General features: G+C 75.3%; 24 protein-coding genes. 18 read left to right on the plus strand and 6 right to left on the minus strand.

Translation table 11 applies throughout. From position 1 onward, the window contains the following. Window positions 1-31: 31 nt before the first annotated feature. Window positions 32-1,069, minus strand: coding sequence for a hemolysin family protein (locus K1Y72_RS06140; protein WP_220164073.1), 1,038 nt, complete (start codon window positions 1,067-1,069; stop codon window positions 32-34). Next, a complete protein-coding gene (locus K1Y72_RS06145; RefSeq protein ID WP_220164075.1) occupies window positions 1,066-2,394 on the minus strand; it encodes a hemolysin family protein in 1,329 nt (442 codons plus the stop codon). Before K1Y72_RS06145 ends, K1Y72_RS06140 begins: the two co-directional genes overlap by 4 nt. Window positions 2,395-2,707: 313 nt before the next feature. Between K1Y72_RS06145 and K1Y72_RS06150 the strand changes: the two genes are divergently transcribed. From K1Y72_RS06150 to K1Y72_RS06175, 6 genes are read left to right on the plus strand one after another with little or no spacing between them, the layout of a single operon-like run. Next, the gene (locus tag K1Y72_RS06150; protein WP_220164077.1) at window positions 2,708-3,979 is read left to right on the plus strand and encodes a hypothetical protein; all 1,272 of its coding nucleotides are present in this window, start codon (window positions 2,708-2,710) and stop codon (window positions 3,977-3,979) included. Continuing rightward, window positions 3,976-6,402 carry a serine/threonine-protein kinase gene (locus tag K1Y72_RS06155; RefSeq protein ID WP_220164079.1) on the plus strand — a complete coding sequence of 809 codons (2,427 nt, stop codon included), beginning with the start codon at window positions 3,976-3,978 and terminating at the stop codon, window positions 6,400-6,402. Before K1Y72_RS06150 ends, K1Y72_RS06155 begins: the two co-directional genes overlap by 4 nt. 48 nt (window positions 6,403-6,450) lie before the next feature. Next, window positions 6,451-7,791, plus strand: a complete 1,341-nt coding sequence (locus K1Y72_RS06160) for a VWA domain-containing protein (RefSeq protein ID WP_220164080.1) — start codon at window positions 6,451-6,453, stop codon at window positions 7,789-7,791. Beyond that, a complete protein-coding gene (locus K1Y72_RS06165) occupies window positions 7,788-8,522 on the plus strand; it encodes an FHA domain-containing protein (protein ID WP_308286923.1) in 735 nt (244 codons plus the stop codon). The genes K1Y72_RS06160 and K1Y72_RS06165 overlap by 4 nt, the downstream gene beginning before the upstream one ends. After that, the gene (locus K1Y72_RS06170) at window positions 8,519-10,018 is read left to right on the plus strand and encodes a GlnX family signal transduction membrane protein (protein WP_308286924.1); all 1,500 of its coding nucleotides are present in this window, start codon (window positions 8,519-8,521) and stop codon (window positions 10,016-10,018) included. Before K1Y72_RS06165 ends, K1Y72_RS06170 begins: the two co-directional genes overlap by 4 nt. A 25-nt stretch (window positions 10,019-10,043) precedes the next feature. Next, complete coding sequence (locus K1Y72_RS06175; protein WP_220164082.1) at window positions 10,044-10,874, plus strand: glutamate ABC transporter substrate-binding protein; 831 nt, start codon at window positions 10,044-10,046, stop codon at window positions 10,872-10,874. 10 nt (window positions 10,875-10,884) lie between these two features. On the opposite strand, the gene K1Y72_RS06180 is transcribed toward K1Y72_RS06175, so the two are convergent. After that, window positions 10,885-11,229, minus strand: a complete 345-nt coding sequence (locus K1Y72_RS06180) for an STAS domain-containing protein (protein WP_220164084.1) — start codon at window positions 11,227-11,229, stop codon at window positions 10,885-10,887. A 323-nt stretch (window positions 11,230-11,552) separates the two neighbouring features. On the opposite strand from K1Y72_RS06180, the gene K1Y72_RS06185 reads away from it, so the two are divergent. Then, window positions 11,553-12,227 carry a lysophospholipid acyltransferase family protein gene (locus tag K1Y72_RS06185; RefSeq protein WP_220164086.1) on the plus strand — a complete coding sequence of 225 codons (675 nt, stop codon included), beginning with the start codon at window positions 11,553-11,555 and terminating at the stop codon, window positions 12,225-12,227. Between the two features lie 35 nt (window positions 12,228-12,262). Here the strand turns inward: K1Y72_RS06185 and K1Y72_RS06190 are convergent, their stop codons facing one another. Further along, window positions 12,263-12,832: a hypothetical protein gene (locus tag K1Y72_RS06190; RefSeq protein WP_220164088.1), complete on the minus strand. Its 570-nt coding sequence runs from the start codon at window positions 12,830-12,832 to the stop codon at window positions 12,263-12,265. 136 nt (window positions 12,833-12,968) lie between these two features. Between K1Y72_RS06190 and K1Y72_RS06195 the strand changes: the two genes are divergently transcribed. From K1Y72_RS06195 to K1Y72_RS06230, 8 genes are all read left to right on the plus strand, one after another. Continuing rightward, the gene (locus K1Y72_RS06195; protein ID WP_220164090.1) at window positions 12,969-13,664 is read left to right on the plus strand and encodes a hypothetical protein; all 696 of its coding nucleotides are present in this window, start codon (window positions 12,969-12,971) and stop codon (window positions 13,662-13,664) included. 85 nt (window positions 13,665-13,749) lie between these two features. After that, window positions 13,750-14,388, plus strand: coding sequence for an RNA polymerase sigma factor (locus tag K1Y72_RS06200; RefSeq protein WP_308286925.1), 639 nt, complete (start codon window positions 13,750-13,752; stop codon window positions 14,386-14,388). After that, a complete protein-coding gene (locus K1Y72_RS06205; RefSeq protein ID WP_220164092.1) occupies window positions 14,381-15,610 on the plus strand; it encodes a hypothetical protein in 1,230 nt (409 codons plus the stop codon). Before K1Y72_RS06200 ends, K1Y72_RS06205 begins: the two co-directional genes overlap by 8 nt. Beyond that, a complete protein-coding gene (locus K1Y72_RS06210) occupies window positions 15,607-15,807 on the plus strand; it encodes an NfeD C-terminal domain-containing protein (protein WP_220164095.1) in 201 nt (66 codons plus the stop codon). The genes K1Y72_RS06205 and K1Y72_RS06210 overlap by 4 nt, the downstream gene beginning before the upstream one ends. A gap of 113 nt (window positions 15,808-15,920) precedes the next feature. After that, a complete protein-coding gene (locus tag K1Y72_RS06215) occupies window positions 15,921-17,249 on the plus strand; it encodes a flotillin family protein (protein WP_220164098.1) in 1,329 nt (442 codons plus the stop codon). A 61-nt stretch (window positions 17,250-17,310) separates the two neighbouring features. Then, window positions 17,311-17,991 carry an NUDIX hydrolase gene (locus tag K1Y72_RS06220; RefSeq protein ID WP_220164100.1) on the plus strand — a complete coding sequence of 227 codons (681 nt, stop codon included), beginning with the start codon at window positions 17,311-17,313 and terminating at the stop codon, window positions 17,989-17,991. Between the two features lie 79 nt (window positions 17,992-18,070). Then, window positions 18,071-19,675 carry a hypothetical protein gene (locus K1Y72_RS06225; RefSeq protein ID WP_220164102.1) on the plus strand — a complete coding sequence of 535 codons (1,605 nt, stop codon included), beginning with the start codon at window positions 18,071-18,073 and terminating at the stop codon, window positions 19,673-19,675. Window positions 19,676-19,691: 16 nt separating this feature from the next. Beyond that, complete coding sequence (locus K1Y72_RS06230; RefSeq protein ID WP_220164104.1) at window positions 19,692-20,231, plus strand: hypothetical protein; 540 nt, start codon at window positions 19,692-19,694, stop codon at window positions 20,229-20,231. A gap of 460 nt (window positions 20,232-20,691) precedes the next feature. Here K1Y72_RS06230 and K1Y72_RS06235 read toward each other — a convergent pair whose 3' ends face one another. After that, window positions 20,692-21,024, minus strand: coding sequence for a hypothetical protein (locus K1Y72_RS06235; protein WP_220164106.1), 333 nt, complete (start codon window positions 21,022-21,024; stop codon window positions 20,692-20,694). After that, window positions 21,021-21,299, minus strand: a complete 279-nt coding sequence (locus K1Y72_RS06240; protein WP_258571993.1) for a hypothetical protein — start codon at window positions 21,297-21,299, stop codon at window positions 21,021-21,023. The genes K1Y72_RS06235 and K1Y72_RS06240 overlap by 4 nt, the downstream gene beginning before the upstream one ends. 112 nt (window positions 21,300-21,411) lie before the next feature. On the opposite strand from K1Y72_RS06240, the gene K1Y72_RS06245 reads away from it, so the two are divergent. From K1Y72_RS06245 to K1Y72_RS06255, 3 genes are all read left to right on the plus strand, one after another. Beyond that, on the plus strand, window positions 21,412-22,221 hold the full coding sequence (locus K1Y72_RS06245; RefSeq protein WP_220164108.1) for a DUF5753 domain-containing protein: 810 nt from the start codon (window positions 21,412-21,414) through the stop codon (window positions 22,219-22,221). After that, entirely contained in the window at window positions 22,218-22,409 is a 192-nt protein-coding gene (locus K1Y72_RS06250) for a DUF397 domain-containing protein (protein WP_220164110.1), read from the plus strand. Before K1Y72_RS06245 ends, K1Y72_RS06250 begins: the two co-directional genes overlap by 4 nt. Before the next feature lie 280 nt (window positions 22,410-22,689). Further along, window positions 22,690-23,475: an SAM-dependent methyltransferase gene (locus tag K1Y72_RS06255; protein ID WP_220164113.1), complete on the plus strand. Its 786-nt coding sequence runs from the start codon at window positions 22,690-22,692 to the stop codon at window positions 23,473-23,475. Window positions 23,476-23,494 lie beyond the last annotated feature (19 nt).

Genomic DNA, 23,494 nt, shown 5'->3' on the forward strand with positions numbered 1-23,494 from the left:
CGGGCCGTTATGTGTCCGTATCTGCCCCTGATTAACGTCTCACCGGCGCGGGCTCTCCCGTCTGGGGGGTCGCGAGGAGCTGGACGAGCAGGTCGTCGAGGGTGACGATCCCGGCGAAAGCCGATTCCGGCGACCGCACGACGGCGATCTGCGCGCGCGCACGCCGCATCCGCGACACCGCGTCCAGCACGGTGGTGCCGGACGGCAGGGACGGCGCGGGCGTGGCGAGGTCGGCGGCGCGCCGGTCCTCATCGGGGGTGGCGACGGCCGCGCGGACGTGCACGATGCCGATGGGGCGGGCCGCCGACAGCACCAGCAGCCGGCTGTGCCCGGACGCGGTGGCGACGCGGCGGATCTCGGCCGGGGACGCGTCGGCGTCGATGGTGGTGACCCGCTCGGCCGGGACGGTGAGCGGCGCGAGGGTCGCCTCCCGGGAGGAGATCGTGCGGTGCAGGAGCTCGTGGTCGTGGCGGCCGATGAGGCCGAGCCGCCGCGACTCGCCGACGAGGTGCCGGAGGCCTTGCGGGTCGGTGTGGCTCTCCAGCTCGTCGCGGGGCGCGACCCGCACGAGCCGCAGCAGGGCGTTGGTGAGGCCGTTGAGGGCGGCGAGGACGGGCCGCGACACCTTGGCGAACGCCCGGAACGGCAGCGCCAGGATCAGCGCGGCCCGCTCGGGCGCGGCGATCGTCCACGACTTCGGGGCCATCTCGCCGACGACCATGTGGAGGAACGTGACGAGCGCGAGCGTCGCCGCGAACGCGACGGCCTTCGCGCCGGCCTCCGGCACGCCCACCGCGTGCAGGGGCGGTTCCAGGAGGTGCTCGACGGCGGGCTCGGTGACGATGGCGAGGCCGAGCGAGCACATGGTGATGCCGAACTGGGCGCCCGCCAGCATCAGCGACAGCTCGCGGACGCCGGCGAGGGCGGCCTGTGCGGGGCGGCTGCCGGTGGCGGCGGCGCGTTCGAGCTGGCCGCGGTTGGCGGCGACGAGCGCGAACTCGGCCGCGACGAAGAACCCGTTGCCGAGCAGCAGCAGCACGGTGACCACGAGGGAGGCGGCGGGGCTCACGAGGACGCCTCCGCCCGCTCGGCGGCGGCGGGGGCGGCGGGCACCGGCCGCAGCCGCACCTGGTGCGGGACGCGCCGGTGCACCGACAGCACCTCGATCTCCACCGGGTCGACGGTGAGGCGGTCGCCGGCGGCGGGCAGCCGCCGCAGCTCGGCCATGATGAGGCCGCCGAGGGTGTCGTAGTGCTCGGCCTCGGGCAGCGGCAGCCCGGTGAGGCGGGTCACCTCGTCGACGCGCAGGCCGCCGCCCGCGACCCAGGCGCCGTCGGGCGACGCCGTCGGCAGGTCGGGGCGGGCGTCGGTCTCGTCGGCGATCTCCCCGACGAGCTCCTCGGCGATGTCCTCGAAGGTGAGGATGCCGGCGAGGCCGCCGTACTCGTCGACGACGCAGGCGAACTCCTCGCCGGTCTCGCGCATCTGCCCGAGGACCCCGTACAGGGGCTGGCTGCCGGGGACGAGCAGCGCCGGGCGGGCCACGTCGCGGAGCGGCGTCGCCGGGTCGAGGGCGTCGTCGGCGACCTCGCGGACGCCCGCGACGCCGATGACGTCGTCGACCTCGGTGCCGTAGACGGGATGGTCGGTGTGGCCGTTCTCGCGGATGACGGCGACGAGGTCGGCGACGGTCGCCGACCCGGCGAGCACCGACACCTGCGGGCGCGGGACCATCACCTCGTCGGCGGTGCGGTCGCCGAACGCCAGGGCGCGTTCGAGCAGGCCCGACAGGTCGGCGGGCAGCGCGCCCGCGTCGTGGGACTTGCCGATGATGTCGCCGAGCTCCTCCAGCGTCGCGCCGCTGTGCAGCTCCTCGACGGGCTCGACGCCGGCGGCCCGCAGCAGCCGCGCGGCGGCGGCGTCGAACAGCCGGATGAGGGGGCCCGCGACGGCCAGGTAGGCGAGCGTCGAGCGGGCGAGGACCCGCGCGATCGTGTCGGCCTCGGCGAGCGCGAGGTTCTTGGGGAACAGCTCGCCGAGCACCATCTGGATGAGGGTGGCGAGCGCGAACCCGGCGACCAGCGCGATCGCGCCGGTCGCGCCGGCCGGGACGCCGGCGGCGGCGAGCGCGGGGCCGATCAGCTCGGCGAGGGCGGGCTTGGCGACGAACCCGACGACCAGGGTCGTCATGGTGATGCCGAGCTGCGCGCCCGACAGCATGAACGAGAGCCGGCCGAGGACCTTGACGGCGCGGCGCGCGGCGGCGTCGCCCCGTTCGGCGGCCTGCGCCAGGCGGACCCGGTCGGCGGCCATGTACGCGAACTCCTGCGCGACGAAGTAGCCCGTCGCGGCGGTGAGCAGGATCACGGCGAGGAGGCCGAGGACCGCGGTCACCACGGGGCACCCGGTCCGGTGCCGTCGGGTCTATGACTAGGGTCCGACACTGCGGACTCACCACTCCTTCCACGGCGACTGCTTCCCCACGAAGCAACGTCGTCCCACTTTAGGACGTTCCCGCCGCCCGCCCGGCGGGGACGTGACGCGGACCTCACGGCGGCGCCACCCCCGCCTTCCCCGCCCGCACCGGCGAAACGCGGTGTACGCAAAGCGTCTTGTCTCGGAAAGTGCCACCGATCACACTGAATGCAGGCACATCGCACCAGGATGGCCTCAGGGTGCACAGCTGAAGACCGATCGCGGGGCTGAGGTGACAGAGAGCGGGTCCGGGGCCGCCGCGCCCATGAGCCGGGAGGGCGTCGACCACGCCCTCGCGGGGCTGCGCGCCGAGCAGGACCGCGTCGCCGCCGCCCTCCTCGACCTGGAGGGCCACGACGGGTACCGGCTGCTCAGCGGCGCCGCCCTCACCGGCGAGACCTGGCGCCGCTGGGACGAGGCCGGCGCCCGCGTCGCGCTGCTGTGGCGGCTGTTCGACGCCTACCGGACGGTCCTGGACGAGGCCGCGGCGCTGCGGGCGGCGCGCCCGCGGCCGGACGCCGGGACGCTGGCGCGGCTCACCGAGCTCCTCACCGGCGACGCCGTCGAGACGCCCGGCGGGGACGTCCCGCTGGAGCGCCGCACCCTGCTCGGGCCGCGGCGCGAGCGCGTCACCCTGGACGAGGCGGTCGCGCTCATGTCGGCGGCGTTCGAGCGGGTCGCCGAGGTCGTCGTCGCCGCCGACGACGCCTGGACGGCGCTGCTCGTCCCGCTCGGCGAGGCCGAGGAGCGGTGGCGGGAGGCGGCGCGCCTCGCGCACGAGCTGGCGGGCGCCCGCCATCCGGAGCTGGACCGGCTCGGCCGCGAGCTGTCGGCGCTCGGCCGCACGGCCCGCACCGACCCGCTGTCGCCGGACGTGGACGCGGCGCGCCTCGCCCGCCTCCGCGACGGGATCGAGGCGCTGCGCGCCGACCTCGCCGGCGCCGTCCGGCTCCGCGACGCCTACCCGGAGCGGCTCGCCGAGGTGACCGCCGCCGTCGAGGAGGCCGCCGCGGCCGAAGCCGCCGCCCTGCGCGGCGCCGCCCTCGCCCACCAGAAGATCGACGCGGCCGGGCTGCCCGAGCTGCGGCCCGCCGCCGCCGCGCTCCGCGACCGGCTCGCCGCCCTCGACGGGCTGCGCGGCTCGGGCCGCTGGGCCGACCTCGCGGGCCGCTTCGCCGGCCTGGAGCGGGCCGCGGCGGGCGCGCGGGAACGCGCCGCCGAGCACCTGCGTCTCAGCGGGGGGCTCCTCGACCGGCGCGCCGAGCTGCGCGGGCGGCTCGGCGCCTACAAGGCCAAGGCGGGCCGGCTCGGGCTCGCCGAGGACGAGGGGCTCGCCCGGCTGCACGAGCGGGCCCGCGACCTGCTCTGGACGGCGCCGTGCGACCTGCGGGCGGCGACGGTGGCGCTGGTCCGCTACCAGCGCGCGATCCAGACCGCCGGGGCGAGGACGGGCGGGGCGGGGCAGGACGAGGTCGGCGAGAACGAGGCGGCGACGCGGCGATGACGAGCGGACCGGCGACGACGAGCGGGCCGGCGGCGCGCTGCGCCCAGCCCGACTGCACCGGCACCATCGCCGGCGGCTTCTGCGACCTGTGCGGCCTGGCGCCGCTCGCGCCCCTGCCCGTCGCACCCCTGCCCGTCGCACCCCCCGCCGTCGCACCGCAGCCCGTCGCGCCCCGCGAGTCGTCCCGCCTCGCCGCCCGCGTCCAGCCCGGCCTGACCGCCACCCCCGCCGCCGGTTCGGCGGGCACGGGCGTCGGCAGCGCCGCGACGTCGCCCGCGCGGATCCCGGACGCCCCGCCGTCCGCCGCGTCCGGCGCCGGCGGCCCCACCACCGGCCGGACCGCCTCCTCCGGCGGCTCGACCGGCTCGCACCGGCGCGGCAAGCTCGGCGCCGGCCTCGTCGAGGTCCCGCCGGTGCCCTACCGCGACCCCGCGCTCGCCGTCATGGCGCGCCCCGAGGTCCCCGAGAACCGCCGCATCTGCAGCCGCTGCGACGAGCCCGTCGGCCGCAGCCGCGAGGGCCGCCCCGGCCGCACCGAGGGCTTCTGCCGCACCTGCGGCCACCCCTTCTCCTTCACCCCGAAGCTGAAGCCCGGCGAGCGCGTCTCCGACCAGTACGAGGTGCTCGGCTGCCTCGCCCACGGCGGCCTCGGCTGGGTGTACCTGGCCCGCGACGCCAACGTCAGCGACCGCTGGGTCGTGCTGAAGGGCCTGCTGGACACCCGCGACGCCGACTCGCTCGCCGCCGCGACCGCCGAGCGCGCCTTCCTCGCCGAGGTCGAGCACCCCAACATCGTCAAGATCTACAACTTCGTGCGGCACGGCGGGTCCGGCTACATCGTCATGGAGTACGTCGGCGGCGAGTCGCTGAAGGACATCCTGGTGCGGCGCCGCGACGCCGAGGGCGACGACGCCGCGCTGCCCCTCGGCCAGGTCATCGCCTACGGCCTGGAGGTGCTGCAGGCGCTCGGCTACCTGCACGGCCTCGGGCTGCTGTACTGCGACTTCAAGCCCGACAACGCCATCCAGTCCGAGGAGCAGCTGAAGCTCATCGACCTCGGCGGGGTGCGCCGCGCGTTCGACGCGAGCAGCCCCATCTTCGGGACGCCCGGCTACCAGGCGCCCGAGATCGCCGCGCAGGGCCCGTCGGTCACCTCCGACCTGTACACCGTCGGCCGCACCCTCGCGGTGCTGAGCTTCCCGTTCCGCGGCTACGCCGGCCGGCACAGCCGCAGCCTGCCGCCGCGCGGCGAGGTGCCGCTGCTGCAGCGCTACGAGTCCTACCACCGGCTGCTGCGCCGCGCGACGCACGGCGACCCGGCCCGCCGCTTCCAGTCGGCCGCCGAGATGGCCGAGCAGCTCACCGGCGTCCTCCGCGAGGTGCTGTCGGCCGAGGACGGGAGGTCGCGGTCCGCGCCGTCGCCGGTGTTCGGGCCCGAGCAGTCGTCGGCCGGCACCGAGACCGTCCCCGCGGCGGAGGGCGGGGACGGCGGCCGGGTGCTGGTGCCGCTGGACCCGGCCGCCGCCGCCGCGGCGCTGCCCGTCCCGCTCGTCTACGAGGGCGACCCGGCCGCCGCGTTCCTGCGCGGCCTGTCGGCCCGCGACCCCCGCGACCTCGCGGGCGCCCTCGCCGCCGCGCCGGTGTCGTCGACGGAGGTGCGGCTCGCGCTCGCCCGCGCCACCGTCGAGCTCGGCGAGCACGGCCGCGCCGACGCGCTCCTGGACGACCTGGCCCGCGACTGCCCGGACGACTGGCGCGTCGACTGGTACCGGGGCGTGCGGGCCCTCGCCGCCGGGGACGGCGAGACCGCCGCCCGCACCTTCGACGACCTGTACGACCTCATGCCGGGCGAGACCGCCCCGAAGCTCGCGCTGGCGTTCGCGCTGGAAGTCCGCGGCCGCACCGGCGACGCCGAGCACTACTACCAGGCGGTGTGGCGCACCGACGAGACGTTCGTCAGCGCCGCGTTCGGCCTGGCCCGCGCCCGCCTCGCCGCCGGCGACCCCGCCGCCGCCGAGCGCGTCCTCGACGAGGTCCCGCGCATCTCCGCCCACTACGTCGCCGCGCAGCTCGCCGCCGTCGCCACCGCCGTCCGCACGCGCGGCGCCGCCGATCTCGACGCCGCCCTGCTCACCGGCGCGGGGCGCCGCCTGGAGCGGCTGCCCCTGGACACCGAGCGCCGCGCCCGGTTCGCCGCCGAGATCCTGGAGGCCGCCCTCGGCTGGCTCCGCGCGGACGGCGCCGCGACCGCGCGCGCGGACGAGGGCGCCGCGTCGCTCCTCGGCGTCCCCCTCACCGAGCCCGCGCTCCGCCGCCGCCTGGAGCGCACCTACCGGTCGCTGGCCAAGCTCGCCGGCACCTACGGCGAGCGCCACGCGATGGTCCGCCGCGCCAACGCCGTCCGCCCCCGCACCCTCTTCTGACCCCCGACCATGCCCGCCCTGACATGCCCGCCCCAGGGAGCAGCGCAGATGAGCGACCTTCCCGAGTTCACCGTCGACGTCGACCAGAACCCCTACCTGCCGGCGGGGGGCCGGGAGATGCACGCCGTCGTCACCGTCCGGTCGCGCGGCGCGGGCGGCGCCGCGCCCGGCCCCGCCGCCGGCGCCGTCGAGATCGTCATCGTGGACGCCTCCGGGTCGATGGGGTACGGCGGCCGGCTGCCCGCCGCCGTCCGCGCCGCCGAGGCCGCCGTCGGGGCCCTCCGCGACGGCGTCCGGTTCGCCGTCATCGCCGGCGCCACCCGGCCCACGATGGTCTACCCGCGCGAGCGGACCCTCGCCGAGGCGGGCCCCGCGACGCGCCGCGCCGCCGCCGAGGCCGTCGGGAAGCTCGACGCCTACGGCGGCACCGCCATCGGGTCGTGGCTGCGGCTCGCCGCCGACCTCGCCAAGGAGCACGCCGGCGCCGTCCGCCACACCATCCTGCTCACCGACGGCAAGAACCAGCACGAGGACGCCGCCGCCCTCGACGCCGCCCTGGAGTACTGCGCGGGCGCGTTCGTCTGCGACGCCCTCGGCGTCGGCACCGACTGGGAGGTCGCGGAACTCCGCAAGATCTCCACCGCGCTGCTCGGCGGGTTCCTGGACGTCCCCGAGCCGGCCGGTCTCGCGGCGCGCTTCCGCGACCTCGCCGAGGACGCCATGGGCAAGGAGGTCGCCGACGTGCGGCTGCGGGTCTGGACGCCGCAGCACGCCGAGCTGGTGTTCCTGAAGCAGATGGTCCCGGCCGTCGACGACCTCACCGGCCGCCGCGACCCGTCCGGCCCCCGCACCGGCGACTACCCGCTCGGCTCCTGGGGCACCGAGGACCGCGAGTACCACCTCTGCGTGAGGGTGCGGCCCGGCGACGTCGGCCGCCAGATGCGGGCGGCGTGGGTGAAGCTCCTCGCCCCCGACGGCACCGAGCTCGCCGCCGGCGACGTCCTCGCCGAATGGACCGAGGACGAGGCCAAGTCCACCCGCATCAGCGCCCGCGTCGCCCACCACACCGGGCAGTCCGAGCTCGCCGACGCCATCCGGGAGGGGCTGGAGGCGCGCCGCCTCGGCGACGAGGACGCCGCCACCGCCCGCCTCGGCCGCGCCGTCGTCCTCGCCCGGCGGGTCGGCAACGACCGGATCGCCGGGCTCCTCGACCGCGTCGTCGACGTCATCGACGCCGAGTCCGGCACCGTCCGGCTGAAGAAGGGCGTCAGCAAGGCCGACGAGATCTCCCTCGACACCCGCTCGGTCCGCACCGTCCGGACCCGGCCGGGCGCCCCCGGCGACCCCGCCGGCGAGCCCGCCGACGACCGCGACGAGGAGGGGGAGTGACGGTGGCGACCTGCCCGAACGGCCACACTTCCGAGTCCGCCGACTACTGCGATGTATGCGGCGACCTCATGGACGGCGCCGTCCCCGCCGACCTCGACGCCGCCGCGCCCGCCCTCGCGCCCGCCGGCGGCGAGGAGCCCGTCCGGTGCCCGATCTGCGGCACGCCCCGCGCCGGCCGGTTCTGCGAGGAGGACGGCCACGACTTCGCGACCGCCGGCGGCCAGGCGACCCACCCGCACCGGCGCGGCGGCCGCCGCGAAGCCGCCGGCCCCGACCCGATGGAGACGACGCCGCCCGAGCCCGCACCGCTGCCCGGCTGGTCGGTGCTGATCTCCGCCGACGCCGCCTACCACGCCCGCGTCCTCGCCCAGGAGGGCCCCGACTCGGGCGGCCTGCGGTTCCCCCGGCACTTCCCGCGGCGCCGCGTGCCGCTGCTCGGCGACAAGGTCCGCATCGGCCGCCGCTCGGTCGCCCGCGGCCTGCTCCCCGAGATCGACCTGTCGGTGCCGCCCGAGGACCCCGGCGTCTCCCACACCCACGCCCTGCTCGTCGCCACCCCCGAGGGCGGCTGGACGCTCGTCGACCCCGGCTCCACCAACGGCACCACCCTGAACGGCGCCGACGACCCGGTCCCGCCCGGCACGCCCGTCCCCGTCGGCGACGGCGACCGCATCCACGTCGGCGCCTGGACCACCCTCACCCTCCAGCACCGCGGCGGGAGCCGGCCGTGACGACCACCCCGACGACCGCCCCGGCGACCGCCCCGGCGACCAGCCAGGCCCCGCCCGCCCGCCGCCGCGGCCGCCTCCGCACCTTCGCGCGCGGCCACTGGCTGAAGACCGTCCCCGGCCGCATCCGCGCCTGCGCCGCGCTGCTCCTCGCCCTGCTCGCGCTGCTCGCCGCCGTCCTCACCGCCGCCCTCGACAACGCCCGCGACGGCGTTCAGACGATCGGCCACGACGCCGGCCCGCAGGTCGTCGCGACCGGCAAGCTGTACTTCGCGCTCAGCGACATGGACGCCCAGGTCGCCGACATCCTCCTCATCGGCCGCGAGCAGTCCCTCGGCATCGGCCGGCAGGGCTCGCTGCGCCGCTACGAGCAGCGCCGCCACGAGGCCGGCCTCGCCGCCGTGCAGGCCGCGCAGCTCGCCGGCCACGACCCGAAGCGCCAGCGCACCGTCCAGGACGTCCTCGACGGCCTCGGCCGCTACCAGCAGCTCGTCGGCCGCGCGCTGCTGCTGAACGACCAGTCCGACCACCCCGCCGGGGAGGCCGGCGCCGACGTCCTGAAGATCTACCGCGACGCCACCGACCTCATGCGGCTCGAACTGCTGCCGAAGGCCTACAACCTCACCCTGGACAGCGGCGCCGTCGTCCGCGAGTCCTACGAGAGCAAGCGCGCCGCCGTCATGACCGGCCGCGCCTGGGTGGTCCTCACCGGCGTCCTCGCCCTCGCCGGGCTGCTCCTCGTCCAGCTCTACCTGGCCCGCGAGTTCCGGCGCCTCGCCAGCCCCGGCCTCGCCCTCGCCGCGCTCGCCGCCGTCGCCGTCGTCATCGCCGCGTTCGCGCAGCTCACCGCGCAGGCCGGGCACCTGCGCGACGCCAAGGACGACGGGTTCGACTCGGTGCTCGCGCTCTGGCGGGCCCGCGCCATCAGCCACAGCGCGTTCGCCGACGAGTCCCGCTACCTGCTGGACCCCGAGCGCGCCGACACCTACGAGCAGGTCTACCTCGACAAGTCCCTGTCGGTGCTCTACGTCGAGCCCGGCCCCGGCCGGCCCGTCAACCTCGGCACCTACTACACCGCGCTCGGCACCGCCCTGTCCGGCTACCGGCCCGGCCGCGGCGGCTTCCTCGGCTTCTTCGGCGACGAGGACCGCCGCGCGGGCGGCGGCACCGGCCGGGACGCCCTCACCCGCACCCTGCGCGCCTACGCCGCCGTCCAGGACAACGACCGGACGCTCCGCGCGCTCGCCACCGGCGGCGACCGCGCCGGCGCGATCCGGCTCCGCATGGGCACCGGCGCCAACGGCGCCATCAGCGCCTTCGACGCCTACGACCGCGGCGTCGACGCGCTCATCGCCACCCACGCGCGGGCCTTCGACGACGCCATCGCGGGCGCCGACGGCGGCCTGCGCGGCTGGCGCTGGACGCCGCTCGGCGCCGCCCTCGCCATCGCCGCCCTGATGTTCGCCGGCCTGCGCCCCCGCCTCGCCGAATTCCGCTGACCCGAGCCGACCCGAGGAGCCCCCCATGCGCGCCACCCGCGCCGCCGCCGCGGCGATGCTGCTCGCGCTGTCCGGCGCGTCCGGCTGCGCCCTGGACGCCGGCGCCGACTCCGGCTCGATCACGCACCGCCGGTCCCTCGCCATCGGCGTCAAGGGCGACCAGCCCGGCCTCGGCCTCAAGGGCCGCGACGGCCGCTACCAGGGCTTCGACGTGGACGTCGCGACCTACGTCGCCGGGCGCCTCGGCGTCCCGCCCGGCCGCATCACCTTCCGCACCACCCCGTCGTCGCAGCGCGAGGACGCGCTGCGCGAGCGGGACGTGGACCTGGTCTTCGCGACCTACTCCATCACCGCCAAGCGCAAGACCCAGGTCACCTTCGGCGGCCCCTACTACGTCGCCCACCAGGACACCCTCGTCCGCTCCGGCGCCACCGGCATCAACGCCGTCCGCGACCTGCGCGGCAAGCGGATCTGCGCCGTGAACGGCTCCAACTCCTGGCGCCGCGTCACCGACGAACGCAAGATCGCCGCGCGGCCGGTGCCGGTGCCGGACTACCGGGCCTGCATGACGCTGCTCGCCTCCGGCGGCATCGACGCCGTCTCCACCGACGACCTCATCCTCGCCGGGTTCGCCGCCCAGACCGGCGGCGGCGTCCGGCTGCTGAACGCGCCGTTCACCGACGAGAAGTACGGCGTCGGGCTCCGCAAGGGCGACCTCGCCGGCTGCGAGGCCGTCAACCGCGCCCTCACCGAGATGTACCAGGACGGCACCGCCGGGCGGCTGCTGAAGAAGTGGTTCGCCACCTCCGGCGTCAGCTACACCACCAGCGTCCCCCAGTTCGAAGGCTGCTCGTGAGCGCGGGGGGTCAGTTCGAGCCGAGGGAGCCGAGGGCCTCCCGCAGCGTCTCGTAGACCGGGACGTACCGGTCCATCCCGGTGATGCGGAAGACGCGCCGGACGCGCGGCGGCAGCGCCACCAGCGCCATCGGGGTGTCCCGCTCGGCGGACCGCCGGCCCGCGACGACGATCGCGTTGAGGCCGGTGGAGTCGCAGAACGTCACCTGCCGCATGTCGACGATCATCGGGCGGCCGGAGTCCAGCACGCCCAGCATCGACTCCTCGAACACCGGCCGGGAGACCAGGTCGATGTCCCCCCGCACCCGGACCAGGGTGCAGCCGCCGTGGTGCAGCAGGTCGATCTCGAAGTCCACGGATCACCTCACGCCCCGAAGCCCGCGCCAGCGCCTCCTCCAGCATCGCCCGGCCCCGGCGCCCTGCCAAGCGCCCCGGGGGCGCCCGGCACGGAAGTGCTACCCGGCGGTAATGGCAGAAAAGGCTACCGGACGGAAACTTACTAATCGGTAAGGAATGGCTCCGGGATTGGACCACCCGTCCAGTTGCGGCGTTCCGGCCGCTTTCGCCGACGGCGCCCTGACGTGCGCGGACGCGCTGATATCAGGGACCTCGCGGGCGCCGCGGCCGGCGCTCGCGCGCACTGCGGTTAAAGTTGGCGTTGCCGAATTCTGGAGGCTGGGTGTTCTACACGTTCATGTCCCGCGTCGTCGCGCCGATCCTGCGGCTGCTTTTCCGGCCGCGGATCGAGGGGCTCGAGAACGTCCCCCTCTACGGGCCGCTCATCGTGGCCAGCAACCACCTGTCGTTCATCGACAGCTTCATCATCCCGCTGTCGGTGCCGCGCCCGGTCACCTACATCGCCAAGGCCGAGTACTTCGAGGGCGGCGGCCTGAAGGGGCGCTTCGTCCGCTGGTTCATGACGACGCTCGGGCACGTGCCGGTGCAGCGCGGCGCGCAGCGCTCGGCCATGGGCGCGCTGGAGCAGGCCGTCGGCATCCTCGACAACGGCGGCGCCTTCGCCATCTACCCCGAGGGCACCCGCTCGCGCGACGGCCGCCTCTACCGGGGCCGCACCGGCGTCGGCTGGCTGGTGCTCGCCTCCGGCGCCCGGGTGCTGCCCGTCGGGCTCCAGGGCACCGAGCGGATCCAGCCGATCGGCGCCGGCCGCCCCCGCTTCCTCGGCCCCCGCCCGACCGTGCGGATCGGCCCGCCCATGGACTTCGCGCACCTGCGCGACCTGCCGCCCGCCAAGGCCCGCCGCGCCGTCACCGACGAGATCGTCGAGACCATCGGCACGCTGTCCGGGCAGGACTTCGCCGGCTCCTACAACGAGCGCGCCGACACCGGGGCCTGACCCCGGCGCCGGCGCGCCCGCCGTTCCCGCCCGCGTCAGACGTTCGGGACGTCGCGGTCCTTGATGTTCACGCCCGCCTGGCTCGCCTGCGACTTCAGCGCGTCCAGCGCCCCGCCGACCGCGCCGATCTCGCTCGGGTCCACGTCGCCCGACTTGAGCTTGCCGGTCAGCTGGCTGATCTTGTTCCAGGCGGCGTCCAGCGGCTGCTTCAGGGCCTTGCAGAGCGTCGGGTCGGCGTTCACCATCTTGCGCCCGGCGTTCAGCCGGTTCAGCGCGAACGCGCCCGCCGCGGCCGCCTTGACGATCGCCTTCGTGCGGCCGTCCGCGCCGCTCTTGAACGTGCCGGCCTGGTAGGGCTTGTAGATCCAGCGGTGGAAGGCGCCGAAGGCGAGGCCGGCGTCCGCGACGAAGCGCGTCTTCGCCAGCTTGGCGGTCGCCTCGCTCGGGCACGCCGCCGGCGACGCCGAACCGGACGCCGTCCCCGACGCCGCCACCGCGGACCCGGTGTTGCCGACCGGCGCGGCGTCCTTGCTCCCGCCCCCGCAGGCCCCGGCGCCGACCAGGGTCGCCAGCAGCACCGGCAGCACGATGATCTTTCTGAGCATGTTCGTCCCCCGACGAGTCCTTGTGTGCGCGCGCCCCCGCGCGCGCACACCGGCACTCGTACCCAGGTCGGGACGAATTCGTTCATGGTCGGCGTGTCGCCGTCCCGCCCGCGCGGCCGCCCGTAGGGTCGCGGGCATGACGCGCAGGCTCCTCCCCACCGCCGCCCTCGTCGCCCTCACCGCCGGGCTCGCCGGCTGCGGCGGCGGCGACGGCGACCAGGGGGCGCGCGCCGCGGGCGGATCCGCGTCCGCGGCCTCCGGCTACACCGCCGCCCAGCTGGAGCAGGCCCTGCTCGCCGACGCGGCGGGCTTCCGCCGGGCCGGGGAGCCCGACTCGGGCGAGTACGGGACGCTGAAGGCCGTCCAGAGCTTCGCCCACCTGCAGCGCGAAGTGAAGATCGACAAGAGCCGGTGCGCGGGCGCGAACCCCGCCGGCTCGCCGCCCGGCGACGCGCCCGCCGCGCTCGTCTCCTTCAGCGGCGGCGCCGGCGGCAGCGCCACCGAGACGCTGATGGCGATGCCCGACGCCGATGCCGCCGCGCAGGTGCGGACCCGCGTCCCGGCCGGCTGCGCGAGGTTCCGCACCCTCGTCGGCGGCCAGTGGGCGCAGCACGAGGTCGTCGAGCGGCCCGGCGGCGCCATCGGCAGCGGCTCGCGCACCGTCGGCGTCGTCACCACCAGCGGCGGCGCCCACACCAAGACCTGGTACGTCGTCGCGCGCGCCCCCCGGCTGCTCGCCACCGTCAGCCTCTACGGCCCGAACGCCACCCGCGAGGACGCCGAGCGCCTCGCCCGCGCCGCCCTCGACCAGGCCGCCCGCATCCTCGGCTGACCGCCCGTCCCGCCCGGCCGTGAACAGGATCGGCCGCTCCCGCGGATCAACCGGTGAAGCCCCCACCGGATCCCGAGGAGCCGCGTTGATCCTGTCGTCCCGGGGACGCCCCCCGACCGGCCGTCCGCCCGAACCGGCCGGCGCCGACGCCGACGCCGCGGTGATCGCGCGGTCGCGGCGCGAGCCCGAGTGCTTCGCCGCCCTCTACGACCGCCACTTCGCCGGGATCCACCGCTACCTGACCGCCCGCCTCGGCCGCGACGCCGCCGACGACCTCGCCGCCGAGACCTTCTGCGTCGCGTTCCGCAAGCGGGCCGGCTTCGACGCCGCGCGCGGCGCCGTCCGGCCGTGGCCGTACGGGATCGCGACCAACCTCGCCGCGCAGCACCGCCGCGACGAGGGCCGCCGCTACGACCTGCTCGCCCGCGCCGCGGCCGGCGGCCCCGGCGGTCCCGACGACGTGGCCGACCGCGTCGCCGACCGCGTCACCGCGCAGGACCTGCGGCCCCGGATCGCGGGCGCCGTCGCCGGCCTGCCGGACGGCGACCGCGACGTGCTGCTGCTCGTCGCCGTCGCGGGCCTCGGCTACGCCGAGGCCGCCGCGGCCCTGGGCATCCCCGGCGGCACCGTCGGATCGCGGCTGAACCGGGCGCGGCGCAAGGTGCGCCTCGCCCTCGGCGGGATCGACCCCGCCCGCATCGTCGAGGAGGACCCCCGTGGATGAGACCCCCGCCTACGACGGTGCGGTCGCCGCCGCGCTCGCCGGGGACCGCCCGTCGGCGGAGGCGACGGCCGCGGGCCGCGACCGGCTGCTCGCCCTCGCCGCCGCCGAACCGTCCCGCGGGCGGGTCCTCGGACTCGGGCCCGGACTCGGGCTCGGAGCGGCCGCCGCCGTCGCGGCCGTGACCCTCGCGGGCGGCGCGGCCGTCCCCGGCGACGGCCCGCGCACCGCGACGCCGGACGCCCGGACCGTCCTGCTCGCCGCCGCCGAGCGGGCGGCCGCGGAACCGTCCGGCCGCTACTGGCACGTGCGGTCGGTGGAGGGGACGGGTTTCCGCATCGGCGGGCCCGGCGGCTACAACGTCCTCGACCGCAAGCAGGTCGACGACTGGCGCGCGCCGTCCCTGGACACCGCCGACGTCGTCTACCAGCGCGACCTGGGCGCCCGCCCGGCACGGCCCGCGGACGCCGCCGCCTGGCGGAAGGCCGGATCGCCCACCCGGTTCCCCTTGGGGCGGGGCGCCGCGCTGTCCACCGTCCCGGGCCAGGGCCTCCTGCCGCACCAGGCCGGATGGCGGAAGCTGACCGTCCGTCCCGCCGCCAAGAGGATCCAGGACGAGGCGGCCCGCCGCACCTGCGCCCGGTGGGGCGAGCTGGGCCAGTGCGGCCAGAACCCCGGAACGGCCGCCCGCGTCGCTCGCGACCCCGCCCTTCTCAAGCGGCTCGTCGAGAACGGGGACGGGGGGATGCCTCCGGCGGGGCTGGAGAACGGGTACACCTTCCTCACCGACGCCCCCTCGCGCCCGCCGCGCGCGCGCAGGTCCTCCGCTTGCTGGCCGGGCTGCGCGGCGTCAGGTCGGTCGGCGCGGTCACCGACCCGCAGGGCCGGACCGGCATCGGCCTGGTGCAGCACGTGGAGCCCGCGGCGAAGGACGGGCCGGGCGTCTCCTACGACTTCCACCTGGTGCTGGAACCGGGGACCTACCGCGTCCTCGCCGGCTACTCCGTCGTGGCGGGGGGCGGTACCGGCCCCGGGGCGCTGGGGCTCCTCCCAGGTGACGTCGAGCGGCAGACCGTCCTCCTCGACTACGGGTGGACCGGCGCCGCCCCGCACCGCTCCTGACGCGCGCGCCGGGTGCTTCCGCGGCGCCCGGCCACTCGCGCGGGGGCCGTGCAGCGGTTACGGTGCCTGCACAGGCGGCGGGACGAGCGGGGGTGCGGCGTGATCGGCAGGGAGGGCCGGGTCAGCGGCCGGATCGGGCCGGGCCGCACCGGCGAGGTGATCATCGCGATCCGGGGCGGCACCGAGGCGTTCTACGCCCATCCCGTCGACCCGCGCGACGACTTCCCGGTCGGCTCGATCGTCGTGGTCGTCGAGTACCACCCGCCGCGCACCGTGTACGTGGCGCCCGCCCTGGCCTGACCTCCCCGGGAACGGCGGGGCCTTTCCCGGCCAAACCGGCCGATCGGGCGAACCGAACGGGCCTCCGCGGCGTCTACTCGATGCCGTTCCGTCATCTCCCGAGGAGGAGTGCGATGCCGCTAGCCGTCATCGCGGCGATCGCGGTCGCCGCCGTCGCCCTGCTGATCATCATCTTCAAGCTGATCTGGCGGGTGGCCGAGCCCAACGAGGCGCTGATCATCTCCGGGCTGGGCGCCAAGGCGCACAACCGGGACACCTCCGAGTCCCTCGGCTTCAAGATCGTCACCGGGAAGGGCGTCTCGGTGCTGCCGGGCTTCCAGACCTGCCGCCGGCTCTCCCTGGACACCCGCGCCTCCGACCTCGACGTCAACTGCGTCACCCGCCAGGGCATCAAGGTGCACGTGCGCGGCGTCGTCATCTACAAGGTCGGCGACGACTTCACCTCCATCGCCAACGCCGCCCGCCGCTTCCTCGACCAGCAGAAGCTGATGGACGACAAGACCCACCAGCTGTTCGCCGGCCACCTGCGCTCCATCATCGGCCACCTCACCGTCGAGGACCTCATCCACAACCGCGAGGAGCTCACCAACCAGGTGCGCACCTCCTCCGCCGACGAGATGGGCAAGCTCGGCCTCATCGTCGACTCGCTGCAGATCCAGGAGATCGAGGACGACAGCGGCTACATCGACGCGCTCGGCCGCCCCGACGCCGCCGCCGTCGCCTCCGCCGCCCGCATCGCCGAGGCCGCCCGCAACCAGGAGGCGACCGTCGCCGAGCAGCACGCCGAGCGCGAGAACGCCGCCGTGATCCGCGACACCCAGATCAAGCAGGCCGAGTACAAGGGCCAGGTCGACCAGGCCGCCGCGCTCGCCCGCCAGGAGGTCATCCTCCGCGAGACCCGCAACGCCGAGCTGGAGGCCGAGCGCACCGAGAAGCGGCTGGAGTCGGAGATCCGCAAGCCCGCCGACGCGCGCGCCTACGAGCAGGTCAAGCTGGCCGAGGCCGAGCGCGAGGAGCGCATCGCCTACGCCCAGGCCGCCGCGCAGGAGGTGCAGCTGAAGGCGTCCCGCGAGGCCGAGGCGACCCGGCTGCTCGGCGAGGCGCAGGCCGAGGCGACCCGCCAGAAGGGACTCGCCGAGGCCGAGTCCATCAAGGCCCGCGCCGAGGCCCTCGCGCACAACCAGGAGGCCGTCATCGCCCAGCAGCTCGCCGAGCAGTGGCCGCAGATCGTCGAGGCCGGCGCGAAGGTGTTCGGCAACGTCGACAACATGGTCGTGCTGAACGGCGCCGAGGGCCTGGAGGACATGCTCGCCAAGGCGCTCACCCTCGGCGGCGCCGGCATCGGCGTCGCCCGCACCCTCCTCGCCGGCATGGGCCAGGGCGTCGCCGCCGCGCCCGCGAACGGCGCCGCGCCGGTCCCGGCCGACACCCGGAGCGAATGAGGCGCCCCCGCGCGGGCCGGCGCCGGCCCGCGCGGGGCCCCGGAAGCACTAGCGTTCTGCCATGTCCGTGCCCCGGCTCGCCGTCACCGTCGACCTCGTCGTCCTCACCGTCCGCGAGCAGCGGCTCAGCGCCCTCATGTGGCGGCGCGACCGGGCCCCCTACGCCGGGGCGTGGTCGCTGCCCGGCGGGTTCATCCAGCTCGACGAGGACCTGCCCGCCGCGGCGTCCCGGCTGATGGCCGACCGGGCGGGCCTCGCCGGCGTCCCCCTCCACCTGGAGCAGCTCGCCACCTACGGCTACCCCGACCGCGACCCGCGCCAGCGCGTCGTCAGCGTCGCCTACCTCGGCCTCGCCCCCGACCTGCCCGCCTCCAGCCGCGCCCAGGTGCTGTGGACGGCCGTCGACGACCTCGTCCACCGCGACACCGCCGCCTTCGACCACCGCCGCATCCTCGGCGACGGCGTCGAGCGCGCCCGCGCCAAGCTGGAGTACACCTCCCTCGCCGCCGCGTTCTGCCCGCCCGAGTTCACCGTCGCCGAGCTGCGCCGCGTCTACGAGATCGTCTGGGGCACCGCCCTGGACCCCCGCAACTTCCACCGCAAGGTCACCGGCGCCGACGGCTTCCTCGTCCCGACCGGCCGCACCACCACCCGCGACGGCGGCCGCCCCGCCCGCCTCTACACCCGCGGCGGCGCCGAGCACCTCCGCCCCCCGATGCTCCGCCCCGCCCCCGCCCGCTGACCGGACGCGGACACCGACCCCCGCCCTGACCCCCGGTGATCCACACTGTGGAGCACCGGTCCGGACGCGGGGGTGCGGCATGTCGCGAGCGCAGCGCGCGGCGGCCGCGCTGCCCACCGTCGCGCGCCTCGCCGAGCAGACCGCCCCGCCCCTCGGCACCGCCTACCGCGCCCTCCAGGAGGGCGCCCTGACCGGCCCGGCCGGCACCCGGCTGTTCCACGCCCTCGCCGACCGCCACCGCGACGTCCGCGCCGCCTTCACCGACGCCCTCGACCAGCTCGAACACCTCGCCGCCACCGACCCGTCCGGCCCGCCCCGCACCCGCCGCCCGCACCTGCCCGGCCCCGCCCGCGGCGGCCCGCGCGGCACCGGCGACGAGCGCTCGGGCTCGCCGACCCTGCTCGGCGTCCTCGCCGCCGACCTCGACCGCATCGGCCGCGACTGGCGCGCCGCCGGCCGCACCCTGACCACCATCCTCACCGGCCTCGGGCTCGGCGGCGCCCCCGGCGCCCGCATCGAGCGCGCGGGCGGCTGGGCCGCCGCGCAGCGCCCCGACCTCGACCGCCGCCGCGACGAACTCCTCGCCACCGACCGGCAGCCCGTCCTCACCGCCACCGGAACCGCCACCGCCACCGCCACCGGCGGCGGCGTCCCCATCGGCCAGGCGCTGAAGCAGACCCTGGACCTGTACGGCAACCACTACCTGCGCGGCGTGTGGGACGGCGGATCGGAGATCGCCCTCAGCGCCCTCGCGGGCAACCCCATGACGGCGCCCTTCTACCTCTCCGTCGACGCGGACGGCTGGCTGGACCACAGCCCCATCGGCCAGCTCAAGGGCCTCATCGGCGGCGTCCAGCACCCCGTCGCCTTCGCCAAGGCCATGGTCGACTGGGAGGAGTGGGCGAAGGACCCCGTCCGGGCCTTCGGCCACCTCGTCCCCGGCATCGTCCTCGCCGTCCTGACGGGCGGCCTCGGCGCCCCGAAATCCGGCGGCGTCCTGAAACGCGTCACCGCCCTCCGCCGCCCCAAACCGCCCGCAGCAGGCGAAGACCTCACCGCCACGTCCCCGAAGCCCCCGCCCAGACCCGCGCGGCCCCTCCCACCCGACAAACCGGTCGCCGGCAAGGCGAAACCGCCCGCCCTCCCCGAACCCGGCGACAAACCCGTCGCCGGCGCCGGCCGCAAACCGTCCGACGGAGAGCCGGGCGACAAGCCCGTGGCGGGCGCCGGCAAGCGGTCGGCCGGCCCCGGAAGAGGGAGCGCGGGTGGGGACGTGGATATCGATCCCGTCGTCCTCCCTGCGGCCCGGCTGGCGGAGATGGCCAAGGCGGCGGGCGGGCTACGGGGCCTCTACGAACAGCGTGGCTCCGCATTCGCCGGGACGGCGATCGGTGACGAGGCCAAGGCCGTCCCATCGGGGAGACGGGCCTTCATCGCCCGCCGCGTCGTCGGTCTCGGACTTCCACAACAGGCGACGGCGGACGTGGTCATGGCAGCCTCTGCGCGCCTGTGGGGAGAGGCGGGCGAGATGCGCCTGCCCAACGGGGACATCGCCGTCGTCCCCGGCCATCCGGGCGTGCCGGACACCTTCGTGGTGTCGCCGGACGGCAAAGTGACCATCACCCGCTCGCGACGCTGGTGGGATCCGGATGCCGGAGAGCAGCGAATCGAGATCCTCGACTGAAAGGGACGGAGCGCTCATGGGGAACGCAGGGCCTGTCAGCGCGCTCGACTACGAGCTGTACGTCCTGCACGTCATGGTGGACGCGCCTGCGGAGCTCGTCGACGAGACGCTGCACCGGGCGGGTGTGGGTCGTGACGCTTACCATGCGGCGCAACGGCGAGTGAGGGACCAGAACTACATCATGCTCCCGGCGTTCGAGGAGGTGAGCCGCATCCTCGGCCCGCCGCTGCGCGAGGAGACCGCCGAGGAACAGGGCCACGACCTCCAGGTGCGGACCTTCCCTCTCCGCCTCTGGGACGGATACGCCTTCGCCGTCTACGGGCGCGGGGACGGCATGATCTGGAGCGAGCGCTTCGTGCGCACGGAAGACTCGCCACCCTCCCTCGAACCGTGGCGCATGACCAAGGCCGAAGCCGAGGCCGACTACGGTCCGCTCGAAGAGGAGGACCTCTGGCCCCCCTACGAGGCGTACCGAGCGACCATCGAGGGGCGCCGGTACCTGCTGGTGTTCTCCTGGTCCCTCCTGCAAGCCGTCACCGAGATCCGGGACGCATGACGGCCGGCCCCCCTCGCCTGCCGGTTGCACATTCCGGTCGCGATGGACCAGGGGCCGCGTGAACATCCGGAGGCCGGGCCGGCGTTCCTCGGGGCCGACACGGCGTAGATGAAGGAGGCGCACCACCGCATCTCCCGGCTCACCATGCTCTTCGACGCCGAGACGGGCGAGCCGGCGCGGGAACGGACGGATACGGGTGAGGACGACCGGCCGCGCCTGATCAGGGATTTCGCTTTCCCGTTGTGGCCCGCCTTCTTCCTTGAGGTCGTCGCGACCGAGGACGGGATGCTCTGGAGCGAAGGCTCGCCCGCCGCCCCGCCGCCTGTGGCCGGTCGGTCACCTGAAGTTGAGATGCGGCGTGTTGGGCACTTCGAAGATCGAAAGTGCCCAACACGCCGCATCTCACCATGTGATGGCCGGGTGGTCATGGTCGTGGCGGGGCCGGACGGCCCGCACGGGCTCAGGCGCGGTGCCCGTCGGGGGCGCCGACGGCCTCGGCGGCCGCCAGCGCGACGCGGGCGAGGTCGGCGCGGGAGCCGAGGCGGGCGCCGGAGCGGGCGCAGACGAAGTGCCAGGCGCCCTCCAGGTAGTCGCCGCCGATCTCGACCGAACGCGCAGGCTCAGCGGAGCTGATGACGTGCAGCACCGGCAGGCCCTTGCGCGGCACGATCCCGCACGCGACACCCGGCAGTGCGCGAACGGCCGCGTCGAGCGCGGACAGCATTCGCCGCCGCTCGTCCGGAGGCGACCAGACGACGGTCTCCAGGCGGTCCTCCCGGCCCCCGCGCCTCACGCCCGGCTCCAGTGGAAGCCCCCGCGCGCGGCCTGCTCGTCCTGCTGCGCCTGAAGGCCGGCGAGGGTGGCGAGGTCCGCGGCGATGACCACCGACAGCAGCCCCGCCATCTCGGCGGCGGGCGTGAGCGGCCGCCGCAGGCACGCCCGCCACATCCCGTCCACGGACCGGTAGGGCTCGCCCCACCGCCCTTCCGGCAACGGCACGTGCGGCAGCGACTCCCACGCCTCGACATGTGGGACGCCCGCGCCGCCCCGATCGCCCTGATAGATCATCTGGCCGCCCTCCGCTGGCATCGACCGGCTTTTCCACTTCCCCTGACAGAGTGCGACCACTTGGTTACCGTGACCAGGCGAGTTTCCGAAACTCAACTGAGCGAGGTGGGCCATGCGCACGCGCGGCGGATTCGATCCGGACGGCGATCTGTGGGACTGCGTGGCCTCCGAGCTGCGCCATCGACGTATCGAGCGCAGCCTCTCGCTCGCCGCGGTGGGAGATCTCATCGACCGGGATCGGTCTCTTGTCGCGCGCGTTGAGGCCGGCGAGACCAAACTCCAGGCCAAGCACGCCGTCATCATCGACCGCGCTTGGACGACCGGCGGCCTCTTCACCCGCCTCGTCGGGTTCGCCAAGTCCAAGCACGACGTGGAGTGGTTCAAGACCCATCTGGAGAAGGAGGCCCGCGCCGGCGAACTGCGCATCTGGGAGCTCGGCTGGATCCCCGGCCTCTTCCAGACGGAGGGCTACATGCGCGCCATCTTCGAGGCGTTCGCCATGGAGGACATCGAGGAAGGCGTCAAGGTGCGCCTTCGGCGCCAGCAGTGCCTGCATCGACGTCCGCGGCCCAGAATCTGGGTGCTCTTGGATCAGAGCATCATCGAGCAGCCTGTCGGTTCAAGCCGGATCATGCATGAACAGATCGAGCATCTGATGGAGATGGCGCGTCTTCCGCACATCACGATCAGAATCGTTCCGCGAGAGGCGGGCGCGCACGCGGGACGGGACGGTTCGTTCAAGATCATGTCCGAGGGGGTCGGTACCTTGGTCTACGTGGCGGCGCACGGCGGAGGTCGCCTTGTCCATGACGCGGCCGAGCTGGCTTCGTACCGCGTGTGGTTCGACATGATCGGCGATGTGGCGCTGACCAAGGACGCGTCGTTGCACCTGCTCGAAGAGGCATTGGAGCGATTCTCGTGATCGTTTGGCGCAAGTCCAGCCGCAGCGGCGGGAGCTCGACCCAGTCCGACTGTGTTGAGTTGGCGGGATTCCCCTCCGGGGTCGGTGTCCGCGACAGCAAGGCCCCCCACCACGGCCATCTGGTGCTTTCCCCCAAGGCGTTCGCAACGCTCGCGGAGCGCTTGAGGGCGTCCACCGCCGAGCGCTGAGTTCTTCGCCCGGCCCCGTGCGGCTACGTGTCCCCTTCGCCAGTGACCACCTGGTCGTCGCGCGTTGACTTGCGGCGTGTTGCCTTTGTGGAACGTGCCAAAGTGGCAACACGCCGCAAGTCGACGATGAGTGACCGGGTGGTCGTATCTGCGAGGGCGAGGAGGGGCGATTAGGGGGAATGTCGCCCTTGGGGGAGGAAGCGGCTCTAGAGTGATCGTTGTCGGCGGGGGCGTCGGAACGGGAGGGCCGGGCATGGGCGAGCGGGTGGATCCGTCTTCGGTGGATCTGCGGACCGATGTGCCGCATCCGGCGCGGGTCTACGACTTCCTGCTCGGCGGCAAGGACAACTTCGAGGCCGACCGCGCCGCCGCCGCCGAGGTCCTCAAGCACCAGCCGAACTCGCCGCGCGCCATGCGGTCCAACCGGGCGTTCCTGGCCCGGATGGCGCGGCACGTGGTGCGCGAGCACGGGATCCGGCAGTTCCTCGACGTCGGGACGGGCCTGCCGACGTCGCCGAACCTGCACGAGGCGGCGCAGGAGATCGCGCCGGAGACGCGCGTCCTCTACGTCGACAACGATCCGATCGTGCTCGTGCACGCCCGCGCGCTCCTGACGAGCGCGCCCGAGGGCGCGACGGCCTACCTGGACGCCGACCTGCGCGACCCCGCGTCCATCCTCGGGTCCGCCAAGCTGCGCGAGACGCTCGACCTGTCGCGGCCGGTCGCCCTCACCCTCCTCGCCGTGCTGCACTTCGTGACCGACGAGGACGAGGCGCACGCGATCGTCCGCGCCCTGCTGGAGCCGCTCGCGCCCGGCAGCGTGCTGGCGATCTCGGTGGTGCCCGACGCGGACGAGACGGACCCGACGGTCGCCGCCGGCGCCAAGGCGTACCGGGCGCAGGGGCTCCAGCTCAAGACGCGCACGAAGGCCGAGGTGGAGCGGTTCTTCGACGGCCTGGACCTGCTCGGCCCGGGAGTCACCCGCACCGAGCACTGGTACCCCGACCACGACGTGGACCTCACCGACCTCCAGTACATGTACGCGGGCGTCGCCGTGAAGCGCTGAGCCCCGGACGCGCGAGAGG

The sequence above is a fragment of the Actinomadura parmotrematis genome (assembly GCF_019458805.1).
Lineage (GTDB): Bacteria > Actinomycetota > Actinomycetes > Streptosporangiales > Streptosporangiaceae > Spirillospora > Spirillospora parmotrematis.

Bases quoted from the DNA above. Each gene is read 5' to 3' on its own strand.
- K1Y72_RS06160 (WP_220164080.1), top strand. From the start codon at position 6,451: ATGAGCGACCTTCCCGAGTTCACCGTCGACGTCGACCAGAACCCCTAC.
- K1Y72_RS06195 (WP_220164090.1), top strand. From the start codon at position 12,969: ATGACGCGCAGGCTCCTCCCCACCGCCGCCCTCGTCGCCCTCACCGCC.
- K1Y72_RS06230 (WP_220164104.1), top strand. From the start codon at position 19,692: ATGGGGAACGCAGGGCCTGTCAGCGCGCTCGACTACGAGCTGTACGTC.
- K1Y72_RS06220 (WP_220164100.1), top strand. From the start codon at position 17,311: ATGTCCGTGCCCCGGCTCGCCGTCACCGTCGACCTCGTCGTCCTCACC.
- K1Y72_RS06155 (WP_220164079.1), top strand. From the start codon at position 3,976: ATGACGAGCGGACCGGCGACGACGAGCGGGCCGGCGGCGCGCTGCGCC.
- K1Y72_RS06225 (WP_220164102.1), top strand. From the start codon at position 18,071: ATGTCGCGAGCGCAGCGCGCGGCGGCCGCGCTGCCCACCGTCGCGCGC.
- K1Y72_RS06215 (WP_220164098.1), top strand. From the start codon at position 15,921: ATGCCGCTAGCCGTCATCGCGGCGATCGCGGTCGCCGCCGTCGCCCTG.
- K1Y72_RS06245 (WP_220164108.1), top strand. From the start codon at position 21,412: ATGCGCACGCGCGGCGGATTCGATCCGGACGGCGATCTGTGGGACTGC.
- K1Y72_RS06175 (WP_220164082.1), top strand. From the start codon at position 10,044: ATGCGCGCCACCCGCGCCGCCGCCGCGGCGATGCTGCTCGCGCTGTCC.
- K1Y72_RS06190 (WP_220164088.1), bottom strand. From the start codon at position 12,832: ATGCTCAGAAAGATCATCGTGCTGCCGGTGCTGCTGGCGACCCTGGTC.
- K1Y72_RS06240 (WP_258571993.1), bottom strand. From the start codon at position 21,299: ATGATCTATCAGGGCGATCGGGGCGGCGCGGGCGTCCCACATGTCGAG.